Here is a 15213-nt window from a genome sequence, read left to right as displayed (position 1 = left end):
AAAACCCGCTTCATTTGAAGCGGGTTTAGTACTTAAATAAATTTAAGTGTTAGTTTCCTGTTTGTTTTGTAAATCTTAAATTAACTAAATAACCTCCTGTACCACAGTCACCATCTGGCTCAAAGTCAAGAAGATCTAAAAGAATTTCTTGATCATTTTCCAAATCAAAAGTGGAAGGAACTTCTGGTGAAGATTGTCCAATTGCAGGTGCTCCTGCTGCACATGCTAAACCGCTACCAGTTCCTTGAACAAATATTTCACCACAAATTAAATCTAGTGTGATTGTAATTTCACTTGCAAAACTTTCAGGGAAATAATTGTATGTAAAAATTCTTTGTGCTCCACTTCTCTCAATATTCACAGTCTGTGGCTCACTGTCAAAAGCAGGTCCATTACCACCAAAGAAAGGATTTTGTTGTTCACTTATTTGTTCTACAGTATACTCACCTACAAAATAGTCTTCAGGAATAAAACAAGTGACATTGATATTATATTGAAATGGAGAACGGAAAAATGGTCCGCCTGTTACAACATTATTAGCATTGGTGCTGGTAAAGACTCTACCGTCATTCATCACCAGTTCCAATCTTACATTGAAACGGTCTCCTCCTGTATAATCCTCTTCGGTTAAATCAAAGAAGTTGTTAACATCAACTTCTGTAAACTGAAGATTCAACTTAGGATATTCGCCACTGTTATCAAAATCTCCTGGATTTATAGTTGTGAATAAAGCTTCATCTCTAGACTCATCTCCATCTTCTGGATTATTATCTCTAAAGCTCATAAAGACATCTACCTTTTCAAAATCCTGTCCTCTTTGATCAATCACTTCTGCAGCGATGGTAACCAAGTTTTCAACACCTACGTTGAATTCCAGACTAGTTTCACTTTCTACAGTTTTTAATACTGTACCTCTTGTGGTCCCATCAAAAAGCTCGTCGATGGGTCTATCTGTGTCGCTACACCCAACCATAAAGGCAAGAGCTGCAACGAGACTTATTTTACTTAATAGTGTTTTCATTTTATATATTTTTTAATTATTTACTGGAAAACCACTTACTGGATTGTCATCCCAAAATACTCTTACGGTCAAATCTTCTTTTTGAGATACATTAGGGTTCGCTTGTATTTCTGATGTAGGATACCATAGAGATCTAGGAAAAGGCCCTGGGTTAGGTTCAATGTTTGGCTGAATATCTCTAGGAGAACCAGTTCTTCTATAATAGTTATAAGCATCGGTTCCGTTACCTATCAATGAGATAAATAATTGCTCACCTAATACATCTAGTCTGTCATTAACATCAGCAGAGCTATTGAAATCAGCTAAAACTGAAGCAACATAATCTGCATCAAGTGAAGCATCTGGAATCGTAGTTTCGTCAAAAGATTGAGCGCTTCTACCTGTGAAAGTTCTTACGTAATTGATATGCTTAGTAATTGCACTTTCTAATAGTTGATCTGCAGATCCTGATCCGCCAAAAAGTGCAGCTTCAGCTCTCCAGAAATCAACAGAAGAGGCAAGGATAATTGGCGATACACCATTTCCATCAGCACCATAATTATTACCATCTATGATTTCAAAACTACTGTCATCAAATCGTCCACCTGCTGGGTAAATACCAAATGCAGTTCTTAAGAATCCGTCTGGTGGTAATCCATCAGCGCTTCCGTGATCTCTTCCCCATAAACCTTCATTGTTATCTATGATACAATAAACGACGTTATTGTTGTCATAGTGAGGAGGAATGGTTTGCACAGTACAACGTTTTTCATCACCGTTAGGCGAAACGTTTGAAGCAACATCATCTACTTGTCTGTAGAAGTAATATCTGGTTCTTGGATCTCTTACATCCTGTCCATTTACCATTCTATCCATTAACCAGTTAGACATGTAATGTAAAGTTGGACCACCTGGAGCGTATTGATCGTTATAAAGCGGATGTCTTGAGTTAGGATTGTCTAAGTTGCTTCCGAAATTGAAAACAAAATCTTCTCCTTCTTGAATATAATTCCCAGTTGAAGCAATTGCATCAAATTGGCTGATTGCATTTGGGTTAACTAATCTTTGCTGAATAAAAATTTTCATTTTCAGTGTATTAGCTAATTTTACCCAGGTCTCATAATCATTATCATAGTAGAAATCGTTTGCTAATTCAACCGTGGTTGGTTGTTCAAATTTTGTAATAGCATCGTCAAGTAAATCCAAAGCAGCTTGATAAACCTCACTGCCCTCATCTATGGCAGGAGATAGATTGGACTCATCAAATCCTTCAGAGTAAGGGATGTCTCCAAAATAATCTACAAGAGTTACAATTAAATAGGCTTCTACTACATCACCAACTGCTCTGTGTTTTTCGAATTCCCCTTCCAATCCTTCAATTTGAGTATTCATAGATCTGATATCATTTAAGATATCAGCATAAGCCTGATTCCAAACCCCACTAAATGTAGCTGGGCTATAAACGTTTGCGTAGTTGTTGCCAAACATGTTTCTGATTCTTGTAAACTCAGATCCATACTCACCAATTGCTTCAGTAAACGTACCTAAACGCACCAGTATAGCATTCATCGTTAAGTCGATATCGGCCTGACTAGGGTTTAAAAAATTCGGGTTATTTCTTTTGTCTAAGTCTATGGTTTCACAAGAGTGAAGCGTCAACAGACTTATCGCCAGAATTATAAAATATTTTATATTTTTCATTGTCATAATGTTTTAAAATGTTGCTCTTAAAGTAAATCCATATCGTTTTCCGCTAGGACCGTTTATAAAGTCTAAACCTCTACCGTTACCAACACCTGTACCTATAATGTTAGGATCAAAATTAACACCGTCTGGAGTATTAGGGGCATCAAAATATAAGTTGTATCCAGCTAAAGATAATGATAAACTTCCAAAAGGAGTAGTTTCTAACCAATCCTTAGGAAAAGAATAAGTTAAAGAAACTTCAGCAAGACGGATAAATGAACCATCGTAAACTCTGGTTTCATCAGGGCCTTGTAGACCTACCACATCAAAATAGTAAGATGAGTTATTGATTTGAGTTGTATTAACTTGCCCTGTTGTTTCACTTACACCAGGTAGGATATAAGTATCCAATCTGTTATCAGTATCTGTCGTTACACCTCTACCTAATAATGTACCAATGGTTTCAGAATATATGTCTCCACCATGTTGGTAGCTAATCAATGCATTCAAAGACAAATTCTTGTAGGACAGCGTAGTTGAATAGTTCATTAGGAAGTCTGGTGTAGCATCACCAATTACATTTGGACCCTGGTCGACTACATACAAACCAGAAGAATTTACTAGTGGATTACCATTTTCGTCTCTTGCAATGGAGGAACCAGTAATAGAGCTAAATGGAAATCCTTCCACAGCTGAGTTACCAATACTATTTGTGAAACCTGCATATACAATTCCACTATCCTCTGGATCTGCGCCAGGCTCTAATCCTAAATCGGTAACATCTGAACGGTATTTTGTATAATTTATATTTACATCCCAGTTGAAACCTGTTCCTTCATTTTGAATGACTCTATAGCCTAAATCCCCTTCAAATCCATAACCCTCAAGTTTACCAATGTTGAACTGAGTCAAAGTAAATCCTGTACTTGGTGCAAGAGGTCTGTTGATAATAAGGTCTGTTGTATTTCTTTGAAAATAAGAAAAGTCAAAAGTCAATCTGTTATCTAAAGCTCTAGCTTCCAAACCTACTTCATATTCTTCAAAAAGTTCTGGACGTATCTCTGTATTTGCCAATGTTCTTGATAATGAGTTGTTGGCAATCGGAGATGCGCTACCTTGTGGAGTAAAGAACCTTGCATTAAGTGGCAAAGTATTTACTGTTGGGAAACCTTGTGCAAAACCAGCAGATGTTCCGTAGCCAGCTCTAACTTTCAAGTAATTTAAGCCGTTCTTGCTTCTCAAGTCTGTGAATGCAGAAGTAGGTAAGAAGGAAACACTTGTACTTGGGTAAAATTGGGAATTATCAATTTGGTTAGACACCCAATCATTTCGAGCCGATAAATTGAAGTATAAGTAATCTTTATATTCAAAATCTGCTGTTCCATAAAGACCTATTATATTTCTAAAATTCTGAGATTGTTGTGGAGTTTGTTCTCTAAAGTTAAAATGTCTAAAGACATCAAACACAATTTGTCCAGAACTGTTTACACCATCCTGATCAAATTTATTATATCTAGCGTTACCACCAACAGTAAAATTCAGGTTGATGTCAGACGTTAAATCATAATTACCATTGACTTGGAAGTTGTGATCCCAAACGATGTTGGTATTCGTGAATGAACGGTAAGAGCCTAAAACACTTCCGGCATTAGCTCCGATGTTTTGTCCGCTTTCATTACGCTCAGAATATACATCAAGACCAACACGGTATAAAAAGTTAAAATTATCGTTGACATCATAGGTGATAGTATTGGAAGAATTCATTCTCGAAGTCACCTGATTAACAAAACTGTTATTAACTACCCAATTAGGGTTGACAATACCTTCATCTGCTCTGTAATATACACTGGCTCCTGTAACTGGATTTTGAAATGGTAAATCCATTAAAGGGATGTTCGTAGGTGTGTAAAAGACATCTGCAAATACAGAAAGTCCTGTACCTGTAACACCTGAACCTGAACTTAAAGCTACAGGAGGGGTTTTGAAATCTGTTCTACTTACATTGATGGTACTGTTTACAGTAAATTTATTGGATAACAAGGCGCGACCACCTACAGAAAAGTTTGTTCTTGTAGTATTGTTCCCAGGTGTAAACCCATCATCATCCAAATGACCAAAGTTAACATTGTAGGATAATTTACCATCATCAGATGTACTGGCAACGTTTACAGAGGTATTTCTGACAACACCTGTTCTAAAAAACTCACTTACACCTCTATTACTTGCTTCCCATGGTAAAGTTTGTCCTTGAAATTCTGGAAAAACATTGGCTAAATTAGCTCTGTTGTATGGGTGAGTGTAGGTTCCGTCTGGGCTTATACCACTTGTAGAAGCTCCCCAGCCTCCAAAACCTTCCTCGTAGAATCCTGGTCCCCAGTTGGAGAAAAAGTTACCAAAAGCACCGTCGAATCCGTTACCAAAACGTTCAGAGTAATCCGGTAATGAAGCAATTTCGTTGAAGAAAATACCTTGTGAAACTGTAATCTCATTTTTCTTTTTGGTTTGACCTGCAGAACCTGCTTTGGTGGTAATTAAAATCACACCATTTCTACCGTCCGATCCGTAGACTGTAGCTGCAGCAAATCCTTTTAAGACTGAAACACTTTCAATAGCATTTGGATCCAAATCCAAAGATCTTGAAGATCCGGAATTACCATTAACAAAGTTTCCTGACGCGTTGGTGTCATTTGAGATTGGTACACCATCAACGATGAATAAAGGTTGGTTTGAGTTGTTGATAGATAAAAAACCTCTAATGTTAATGTTGGTTGCTGATCCGGAAATACCACTTGTGCTGTTTATCACAACCCCAGAGGCTTTACCATTAAGCACACGACCAAGGTCACCTTCAGCTCTTTGCTCAAGACCCTCGGATTCAACTTGACTTACTGCATAACCAAGAGATTTTTTCTCTCTTGAGGTACCAAAACCCACAACTACTACTTCGTCCAGTGCTTCACCAGATTCCATTTGAAGATTGATCTCAGTCTGATTACCGACCTTTACTGTTGCGGTAGAAAAACCTATATAGGTAAATACCAAACTCTGGTCTGCACTAGCCTCAATGGAATAGTTTCCATCAAAATCTGTCTGTGTACCATTAGTTGTCCCCTTTACTAATACGTTTGCTCCTGGAAGGGGTAGCCCGGAGTCGTCAGTCACCGTTCCGGTCACTGTTTTGGTCTGTGCAACTGCTACCTGCACAACCAACGCTAAAAATAGCGTTAAAATTCCACTTAACTTTGTTCTCATTTTTTTGTTTATTTGAATTAGCCAATGCCAAAAATCAAAAAATAAAGTTAATCCCACAACTTAAATTGGCATTATTTTAATATTTAGAATGTTAAAAGTTAACATCTAGATAATATAGATTAGAAAAAAGAGGTGAAGCTAATGTGGATTTTTGAGTTCGAAAAGGTAGTCTCCTGGCTCTCGGATATAGCATTGGCAAGGACTAATTTAAAAATTCCAGCTTTAGACCTTAAGCCTAATCCTATTCCATATCCTAAGATATTTTCGTTAAATCTGTCTAATTTATTTTCGTAATTTCCTAAATCAATTACCGTATTCGCAAATAAATTAGCATCTAGCAGGTACCTATATTCTGTTTGAAGTACTGCAAATCGATTTGCGATAAGCGAATTTTCAGCAAATCCTCTTATTGAATTCACTCCCCCAAATCGAAATAACTCGTTGTTAAGAAAACTATCCGATATTAAGATCTGACTGTTAAGATTAATATAAATTCTATTTCTAAGGTTAAGATCGATTTGATGTTGACCTCTAAGTGTTAATTTATACTGGTCAGAATTTAGCGTGCCTTGCCTTTCTCCAATGGAAACCTTTAAATTCACAAACGTATCTTCATTAAAACCTTGTCTTGAATTTAATTTTAGGTAACTGAATCCTAACCCGTAAAATGTAGACTTGAAGTTGACAATATTTGAATCTGGCGAGAAGTCTTCAGGTTCCAGGCTAGTGGAGTTGGTGAACTCAATTCCGGCTTGAGCACTGAATTTTTCGTTTAACTGATAGCTAAGATTCAGATCCTGAGAGCTATTGGAAAAAGAGGAATCTCTTCTAAATAGTCGTAGTCCACCTTCCAGGCTAACTGGAGATTTGAAAACGAAGGGAAGGTTGATGTTGCCTTCAAAAGTTTGCTGACCAATGCCATCATTTTTGTACACTACCCCTAGGCGTTCTCCAAAATTGAGGTTATTGAGCAAAACCATATTTAAATAACCGTTAAGCTGAAAACCCTCCTCTTCGGTATTGCCAAAACCTAGAAATCCGTCAAAACTATTGGAATTAACTTTTTCCAGGTATACAAATAGTTCAGTTGAGTCTTTTTTGAACAGTACCTCTGTGGGTTTTTTTACTTCTATAAATGGGATGTTATTCAGTTGTTCTGTTTTTCTCTGTAGTTCAGACTCGATAAAAAGTTTGCCGGTTTTTAGGTTGGAATACCTGGCCAGGTAAGTTTTGGACAGTGACGGGTAGCCTCTTATATTAATTTTGTCAATCGTTCTTTTTTGCCCTGATTCTACTACAAGATCAGCTTCAAGTGAAGTAGTGCTAATTATTTTAATATTAGAGAGTGATGTTTTTCCAAACGAAGAACCTTCCGCTTTCATCTTAAGTACTATAAAATTCAGCAAATCCTCTACTTCAGGATAGCTTAGGCCTATTTTATTGTTTTTAGTAGTTAGAGTCTTGGGTAGTAGGTGAGCGTCATTTTCATCTACATATATATATAAGGAATCTATTTTTTGATTTAAATCAATTTCTGCTTTAAGGGTTTTGTTGGTTATACTTTTTTTTTCTGCTAAAAAGGGATAACCTATTTCTCTAAGGCTGTCTAGTTTGGATTTCAAGCTTCTTTCGGCTTCATCAAAGGAGTTGAATTGCAGCTGAGAAGAATAAGTGGAGTCTTTTTTTGAAATGACTTGAAGTGTTACCTCCTGTGAGCACATCAAATGGATACCTCCTAAAAGAATTAGAAATAAATAAATGTTTTGGCGCATAAATTAAACGGGCTTCGTAAAGAATCAAGTATCACAACCTCTAAAAACGGATTTGAAGTCTCAATATTACCAGGGAGTTTCTAAATAATGACTTGTCTTTACAAGTGTAGGCTTTTTCAATATCTCTTACCTGCTGAAAATTAATCTATTAATATTTGTTTTTTAAAATTATATATCTACATTTGCAAACCTTAAAAATAAGAGATTTTTTAAAACAATTTAAGTAAAACTATGCCAACAATTTCACAGTTAGTAAGAAAAGGAAGACGCAAGATGACTAAGAAGAGCAAATCGGCGGCTTTAGATTCTTGTCCTCAAAGACGTGGAGTATGTACGCGAGTTTACACAACTACACCAAAAAAACCAAACTCAGCAATGCGTAAAGTTGCTCGTGTAAGGTTAACTAATGGTAAGGAGGTAAACGCATACATTCCAGGTGAAGGACACAATCTACAGGAGCACTCGATAGTATTAGTTAGAGGCGGGAGAGTAAAAGATTTACCTGGTGTAAGGTATCATATTGTTCGTGGTGCTTTAGATACAGCAGGAGTAGAGGGTCGTCTACAACGTAGATCCAAGTATGGTGCAAAAAGACCTAAAAAATAATCAGAGTTAAAGTTTAGACATGAGAAAAAGACAGGCCAAAAAACGTCCCATACTTCCAGATCCAAAATTCAATGATCAGTTAGTAACACGATTCGTTAATATGATGATGTGGGACGGAAAAAAATCAATTGCTTTTAAAATCTTTTATGATGCGATGGATATCATAGAAGAGAAAAAGCAGGACGAAGAAAAATCTGCTCTAGAGATTTGGAAAGAAGGATTATCTAATGTAATGCCACACGTCGAAGTAAGAAGTAGACGAGTAGGTGGAGCAACATTTCAGATTCCTTCTCAAATTAGACCAGATAGAAAAATATCAATCGCTATGAAATGGTTGATAAGCTACTCAAGAAAGAGAAACGAAAAAACTATGGCAGCTAAATTGGCTGGCGAAGTTATGGCAGCTGCAAAAGAAGAAGGTGCAGCGGTTAAGAAAAGATTAGATACGCATAAGATGGCTGAAGCCAACAAAGCATTTTCACATTTTAGATTCTAAATAATGGCACAAAGAGATTTAAAATTTACTAGAAATATTGGGATTGCTGCTCACATTGATGCTGGTAAAACAACAACTACTGAGCGTATTCTTTATTATACTGGTATAAGTCACAAAATAGGAGAAGTCCATGATGGCGCTGCTACTATGGACTGGATGGAGCAAGAGCAAGAAAGAGGTATTACTATTACTTCTGCTGCAACACACTGTACATGGCCTTACAGAGATCATGAATACATTGTGAACATAATTGATACTCCAGGTCACGTTGATTTCACTGTTGAAGTGGAGCGTTCGTTGAGAGTTTTGGATGGTGTTGTTGCTTTGTTTAGTGCTGTTGATGGTGTTGAGCCACAATCTGAAACAGTTTGGAGACAAGCTGATAAATATAAAGTTCCACGTCTTGGATTCGTTAACAAAATGGACAGACAAGGAGCTAATTTCTTCAATGTATGCAATCAGGTAAGAGAAATGTTGGGTGGAAATCCAGTACCTCTTCAGGTTCCGATTGGAGATGAGATCGACTTTAAAGGAGTTGTGGATTTGATTTCTAAGAAAGCTATCATCTGGAATGAAGAAGATTTCGGAATGACTTATGAAGAAATCGATATCCCGGCTGAACTTGAAGCGGATGTTACAAAATACAGAACAGAATTAGTTGAAGCAGTAGCTGAATATGATGAACAGTTGATGGAAAAATTCTTCGAAGATGAAGATTCTATCACTGAAGACGAAATCATCGCCGCTTTAAGAGCAGCGACTATTGATATGTCTATCATACCAATGATGTGTGGTTCTGCATTCAAAAATAAAGGTGTTCAAGCTATGCTTGATGCTGTAATGAGATATTTGCCTTCTCCGGTAGATGTTGAAGCTATTGAAGGTGAAAATCCTGAAACTGGTGCTGTTGAGACTAGAAAGCCTCACGTTGACTCTCCGTTTTCTGCCTTAGCCTTTAAAATTGCTACAGATCCTTTCGTAGGTCGTTTAGCATTCTTTAGATCATACTCAGGTAGATTAGAGGCTGGTTCTTACGTGTTGAATAACCGTTCTGGTAAGAAAGAACGTATTTCAAGAATGTATCAAATGCACTCCAACAAGCAAGAGCCTATCGATTTTATCGAGGCTGGAGATATTGGTGCTGCTGTAGGATTTAAAGATATTAAAACTGGAGACACACTTACAGATTTAGATCACCCAATTGTTTTGGAGTCTATGTCCTTTCCTGAGCCAGTTATTGGTATAGCTGTTGAGCCAAAGACAAAAGCTGATGTTGAAAAACTTGGTGTTGCACTTGGTAAGCTAGCTGAAGAAGATCCAACCTTCCAGGTGAAGACGGATGAAGTCTCTGGTCAGACCATCATTTCTGGTATGGGTGAGCTTCACATTGAAATTTTGGTAGATCGTTTAAAGCGTGAATTCAAAGTGGAAGTGAACGAAGGTGAGCCACAAGTAGAGTACAAAGAGGCTGTTACTAAAACTGCAGATCATAGAGAGGTTTATAAGAAACAATCTGGTGGTCGTGGTAAATTTGCTGATATTGTTTTTGAAATGGGGCCTGTAGATGATGATTTTGAAGGACCAGGATTGCAGTTTGTTGACCAGATCAAAGGAGGTAGAATTCCAAAAGAATTTGTTCCTTCTGTAGAGAAAGGTTTTACGGAAGCTATGAAAAATGGACCTTTAGCAGGATTTAGAATGGATACATTGAAAGTGACTCTTAAGGATGGATCTTTCCACCCTGTGGATTCCGATCAGTTGTCTTTCGAACTTGCTGCAAAATTAGGTTTCAAATCTGCTGCTAAAAGTGCTGGTGCAATTGTACTTGAGCCAATCATGAAAGTAGAAGTGGTAACTCCAGAAGAAAATATGGGGGATATCGTTGGTGACTTGAACAGAAGAAGAGGTCAGGTGAACAACATGTCAGACAGATCTGGTGCAAAAATCATCAAAGCTGATGTGCCGCTTTCAGAAATGTTTGGTTATGTGACTACGCTTAGAACTTTATCTTCTGGTAGAGCAACATCAACAATGGAATTTTTAAGATTTGAAGAAACACCTGCAAGTATTTCTGAGAAAGTAATCAAGAGTGCTAAAGGTTTAAACGAATAATTAGAGCTTATTATGAGTCAAAAGATAAGAATTAAACTAAAATCATACGACTACAATTTGGTAGACAAGTCTGCTGAGAAGATTGTAAAGACGGTGAAGACAACAGGTGCTGTGGTTACTGGACCAATTCCATTACCAACTAAGCGTAAAATCTTTACGGTATTGAGATCTCCTCACGTTAATAAGAAAGCTAGAGAGCAGTTTCAATTAGATTCTTTCAAGAGATTGTTGGATATCTATAGCTCTTCATCAAAAACAATTGATGCTTTGATGAAGCTTGAGTTGCCTAGCGGTGTAGAAGTAGAGATTAAAGTATAAGTAGATTCCCGTGAAAACGGGAATCTCAATATTATTCTCACGGGTTGAGAATAGACATGTCCCGAGCGTTTGACGAGGGAAAAACGGAAGAAAAATACATTCAGGACGACGTATTTTTTGTCCTGAATTTTTTTTAAATAAATAGTAATAATCAAAAATTAATTATGTCTGGGTTAATAGGAAAAAAAATCGGCATGACTAGTCTCTTCGACGAGAACGGAAAAAATATTCCGTGTACTGTTATAGAAGCTGGTCCATGTGTAGTTACCCAAGTCAGAACCAACGAGGTTGACGGGTATGAAGCGCTTCAACTTGGTTTCGATGACAAATCAGACAAAAATGCCACTAAAGCAGACCTAGGTCACTTTAAGAAAGCTGGCACTTCTGTCAAGCGTAAAGTCATGGAATTCCAAGGATTTAAAGAAGAGTATAAGTTAGGTGATCACATCACTGTGGACTTATTTAAAGAAAATGAATTTGTAGACGTAAGTGCTACATCTAAAGGAAAGGGATTCCAGGGTGTTGTAAAACGCCACGGCTTTGCAGGTTCTGAGAGAACTCACGGACAGCAAAGTATGTTGAGAGCTCCTGGTTCTGTTGGTGCTGCCTCATATCCAGCTCGTATTTTCAAAGGAATGAAAATGGGTGGACAAATGGGAAGTGAAAAAGTAAAAGTTCAAAATCTAAGAGTGTTGAAAGTTGTACCGGAAAAGAACTTGATCGTGATCAAGGGATGTGTTCCAGGACATAACAACACTTATGTAACTATTCAGAAGTAATGAAAGTATCAGTTTTAGATATAAAAGGAAAAGAAACAGGTAGAGAGGTAGAACTTTCTGAATCTGTTTTTGGATTGGAGGCAAACGATCACGTTGTGTACCTTGATGTAAAGCAGCACTTAGCTAATAAGCGTCAGGGAACTCACAAGGCTAAAGAAAGAGCTGAGATTGTTGGTAGTACAAGAAAGATAAAGAAACAAAAAGGTACTGGTACAGCTCGTGCTGGTAGTATCAAATCTCCAATTTTCAAAGGTGGAGGTAGAGTTTTTGGTCCTAGACCAAGAGATTACCACTTCAAGTTGAATAAAAAGTTGAAGAGATTGGCTAGAAAGACCGTTTTGTCTCAAAAATTCAAGAATAATCAATTGATGATTGTTGAAGATTTTGGCTTCGAAACTCCAAAGACTAAAGAATTTATTAATGTTCTTGATAATCTGAACATTAGAGATAAAAAATCTTTACTTGTCTTGGATGAGTCGAATAAAAACGTATATTTGTCGTCCCGTAATTTGAAATCTGCTAAAGTTGTAAATGTCTCAGAATTAAACACTTACAATATTTTAAATAGCAACGTTTTATTAATTACTGAAAGCAGATTAGAAGAATTACAAAATAATCTCAACAAATAGTAGCTATGAGCATTTTGGTAAAACCAATTATTACAGAGAAAGCAACAAATGAAAGCGAATTAAGAAATGCTTTTTCATTTGTCGTAGATCGTAATGCCAACAAAATCCAAATTAAGGAGGCTGTTGAGTCAGCTTATGGCGTTACGGTAGAGAAAGTACGTACATTAAACGTTATTCCTAAAATCAAATCTCGTTATACAAAAACAGGTATGGTTACTGGACAAACTTCTGCGTACAAGAAAGCTATAATTAAAGTAGCTGAAGGAGAAACAATTGATTTGTATAGTAATCTATAAGCTTAAAACATGTCGGTTAAAAAATTAAAACCAAATACACCAGGACAGAGATTTAAAGTAGCTAATGGCTTTGATGCCATTACTGCAAGTAAGCCAGAGAAATCTTTGCTTGCCTCTCGTAAACGTTCAGGTGGACGAAATAATCAGGGAAAAATGACCATGCGCTATATAGGTGGTGGTCATAAGAAGCGTTACAGAATCATCGACTTCAAAAGAGATAAGAAAGATATCCAGGCTGAAGTCATGACTGTAGAATACGATCCTAATAGAACTGCATTCATCGCCTTGTTACAATATGAGGATGGAGAGAAGAGATATATTATCGCGCCAAGCGGAATTAAAGTAGGTCAGAAAATAGTTTCTGGATCTTCACAAGTTCCAACGGAAATTGGTAATGCAATGCCATTATCACAAATTCCATTTGGAACTATCATATCTTGTGTCGAATTAAGACCAGAACAAGGAGCTGTAATGGCAAGAAGTGCTGGAACATTTGCTCAATTGATGGCCAAAGAAGGTAAGTATGTGACTATCAAGCTTCCTTCTGGTGAGACAAGAATGGTATTGGCATCTTGTATTGCTACAGTAGGCGCGGTTTCAAACTCAGATCATCAGCTTACTATATCAGGTAAGGCTGGTAGAAGCAGATGGTTAGGTAGAAGGCCAAGAACTAGACCAGTAGTGATGAACCCAGTCGATCACCCAATGGGTGGTGGTGAAGGTAAATCTTCAGGTGGTCATCCAAGATCAAGAAACGGTATTCCTGCTAAAGGATTTAAAACACGTTCTAAGACTAAGTCTAGTAATAAGCACATCATAGAGCGTAAAAAGAAATAAGATATGGCACGTTCATTAAAGAAAGGACCTTTTGTCCATTATAAATTAGATAAAAAAGTTGCTCAAAACTTAGATTCAGGCAAGAAGTCTGTTATCAAAACATGGTCTAGAGCATCCACCATTACTCCTGATTTCGTTGGTCAGACTTTCGGTGTACACAATGGAAGACAATTCGTACCAGTTTTTGTAACAGAAAATATGGTGGGACACAAACTTGGAGAGTTTTCTCCAACTCGTACTTTCAGAGGTCATCAAGGTTCCAAGAATAAAGGAAAAAAATAATTGAACAATGGGAGTAAGAAAAAGAAATAGAGCAGAAATGCTCAAGGAACAGAAAAGTCAACTTGCAATTGCAAAGTTGAACAACTGTCCAACATCTCCACGTAAAATGAGACTTGTAGCTGATTTGGTGAGAGGTAAGGATGTTGGTCATGCTTTGCAGATATTAAAGTTTAGTACTAAGGTGGCCTCTGGTAGATTGGAGAAATTACTTCTTTCTGCTATCGCTAACTGGCAGTCCAAAAACGAAGATGCAGATCTTGAGCAAGCTGGAGTTTTTATACAAGAGATAAAAGTTGATAGTGGCAGTATGTTAAAACGTCTTCGTCCAGCACCACAAGGTCGTGCTCACAGAATTCGTAAACGTTCAAATCATGTCACTCTTATACTAGGAGAAAAAAATAACACTGAAAGCTAGATAGACTATGGGACAAAAAACAAATCCAATCGGTAACAGACTCGGTATCATTAAAGGATGGGAATCCAACTGGTACGGAGGCAACGATTACGGTGATAATCTTGCAGAAGACTACAAGATTAGAAAGTATATCCATGCACGTTTAACTAAAGCTAGTGTTTCGCGCGTAATTATTGAGCGTACGCTTAAACTTGTAACCGTTACTATCACTACTGCTAGACCTGGTATCATTATCGGGAAAGGCGGCCAAGAGGTAGACAAGTTGAAAGAAGAGCTTAAAAAAATTACGGATAAGGAAGTTCAGGTCAACATTTTTGAAATCAAAAGACCCGAATTGGATGCCCATCTTGTCGCTACCAGTGTGGCCAGACAAGTAGAAAACAGGATTTCTTACAGAAGAGCTACAAAAATGGCAATTGCAGCAGCTATGAGAATGAATGCAGAGGGGATTAAGATTCAAGTATCTGGACGTTTAAACGGAGCTGAAATGGCTCGTGTTGAAACTTATAAAGAAGGACGAATTCCTTTGTCTACTTTTAGAGCTGATATTGATTATGCTTTGGTAGAATCTCATACTACTTATGGTAGATTGGGTATCAAAGTATGGATCATGAAAGGTGAAGTCTATGGAAAACGAGAGTTATCTCCATTGGTTGGCCTAGCTAAAAATGAGACTAAAGGAAAAGCGAGACGACCTAAAGCACGTCGTAGAAAATAATCATTAAAGATTAAG

General features: G+C 37.2%; 15 protein-coding genes. 11 read left to right on the top strand and 4 right to left on the bottom strand.

What is annotated here, in order from left to right; genetic code table 11:
- Nucleotides 1-49: 49 nt before the first annotated feature.
- From LB454_RS05690 to LB454_RS05675, 4 genes are all read right to left on the bottom strand, one after another.
- Complete coding sequence (locus LB454_RS05690) at nt 50-1021, bottom strand: hypothetical protein (RefSeq protein ID WP_224463643.1); 972 nt, start codon at nt 1019-1021, stop codon at nt 50-52.
- A 12-nt stretch (nt 1022-1033) separates the two neighbouring features.
- Nucleotides 1034-2701 (bottom strand): SusD/RagB family nutrient-binding outer membrane lipoprotein, encoded by a 1668-nt coding sequence (locus LB454_RS05685; RefSeq protein ID WP_224463642.1) that lies wholly within the window; start codon nt 2699-2701, stop codon nt 1034-1036.
- Nucleotides 2702-2713: 12 nt separating this feature from the next.
- On the bottom strand, nt 2714-5938 hold the full coding sequence (locus LB454_RS05680) for a SusC/RagA family TonB-linked outer membrane protein (protein WP_224463641.1): 3225 nt from the start codon (nt 5936-5938) through the stop codon (nt 2714-2716).
- Between the two features lie 119 nt (nt 5939-6057).
- Nucleotides 6058-7710, bottom strand: a complete 1653-nt coding sequence (locus LB454_RS05675; RefSeq protein ID WP_224463640.1) for a ShlB/FhaC/HecB family hemolysin secretion/activation protein — start codon at nt 7708-7710, stop codon at nt 6058-6060.
- Nucleotides 7711-7941: 231 nt separating this feature from the next.
- On the opposite strand from LB454_RS05675, the gene rpsL reads away from it, so the two are divergent.
- The 11 genes from rpsL (at nt 7942) to rpsC (ending at nt 15198) form a co-directional block, all read left to right on the top strand.
- Nucleotides 7942-8316 (top strand): 30S ribosomal protein S12, encoded by a 375-nt coding sequence (gene rpsL / locus LB454_RS05670; protein ID WP_019039484.1) that lies wholly within the window; start codon nt 7942-7944, stop codon nt 8314-8316.
- Nucleotides 8317-8335: 19 nt separating this feature from the next.
- A complete protein-coding gene (rpsG, locus tag LB454_RS05665) occupies nt 8336-8812 on the top strand; it encodes a 30S ribosomal protein S7 (protein ID WP_224463639.1) in 477 nt (158 codons plus the stop codon).
- A 3-nt stretch (nt 8813-8815) separates the two neighbouring features.
- The gene (gene fusA / locus LB454_RS05660) at nt 8816-10924 is read left to right on the top strand and encodes an elongation factor G (protein WP_224463638.1); all 2109 of its coding nucleotides are present in this window, start codon (nt 8816-8818) and stop codon (nt 10922-10924) included.
- 12 nt (nt 10925-10936) lie between these two features.
- A complete protein-coding gene (gene rpsJ / locus LB454_RS05655) occupies nt 10937-11242 on the top strand; it encodes a 30S ribosomal protein S10 (RefSeq protein ID WP_019039487.1) in 306 nt (101 codons plus the stop codon).
- 164 nt (nt 11243-11406) lie between these two features.
- Nucleotides 11407-12021 carry a 50S ribosomal protein L3 gene (rplC, locus tag LB454_RS05650; protein WP_224463637.1) on the top strand — a complete coding sequence of 205 codons (615 nt, stop codon included), beginning with the start codon at nt 11407-11409 and terminating at the stop codon, nt 12019-12021.
- Nucleotides 12021-12650, top strand: coding sequence for a 50S ribosomal protein L4 (gene rplD, locus LB454_RS05645; protein ID WP_224463636.1), 630 nt, complete (start codon nt 12021-12023; stop codon nt 12648-12650). Before rplC ends, rplD begins: the two co-directional genes overlap by 1 nt.
- 5 nt (nt 12651-12655) lie before the next feature.
- Nucleotides 12656-12946 (top strand): 50S ribosomal protein L23, encoded by a 291-nt coding sequence (gene rplW, locus LB454_RS05640; protein WP_093364523.1) that lies wholly within the window; start codon nt 12656-12658, stop codon nt 12944-12946.
- A gap of 9 nt (nt 12947-12955) precedes the next feature.
- Nucleotides 12956-13783: a 50S ribosomal protein L2 gene (rplB, locus tag LB454_RS05635; protein ID WP_224463635.1), complete on the top strand. Its 828-nt coding sequence runs from the start codon at nt 12956-12958 to the stop codon at nt 13781-13783.
- 3 nt (nt 13784-13786) lie between these two features.
- Nucleotides 13787-14065 carry a 30S ribosomal protein S19 gene (rpsS, locus tag LB454_RS05630; protein WP_224459853.1) on the top strand — a complete coding sequence of 93 codons (279 nt, stop codon included), beginning with the start codon at nt 13787-13789 and terminating at the stop codon, nt 14063-14065.
- Between the two features lie 7 nt (nt 14066-14072).
- On the top strand, nt 14073-14480 hold the full coding sequence (gene rplV / locus LB454_RS05625; RefSeq protein ID WP_224463634.1) for a 50S ribosomal protein L22: 408 nt from the start codon (nt 14073-14075) through the stop codon (nt 14478-14480).
- Nucleotides 14481-14487: 7 nt separating this feature from the next.
- Nucleotides 14488-15198 (top strand): 30S ribosomal protein S3, encoded by a 711-nt coding sequence (gene rpsC, locus LB454_RS05620; RefSeq protein ID WP_224453482.1) that lies wholly within the window; start codon nt 14488-14490, stop codon nt 15196-15198.
- Nucleotides 15199-15213: the final 15 nt, after the last annotated feature.

It is taken from the genome of Psychroflexus montanilacus, assembly GCF_020164535.1.
Taxonomy (GTDB): domain Bacteria; phylum Bacteroidota; class Bacteroidia; order Flavobacteriales; family Flavobacteriaceae; genus Psychroflexus; species Psychroflexus montanilacus.
Note: the sequence above shows the minus strand (reverse complement) of the source record. Positions and strands in the feature narration are given on the sequence as shown.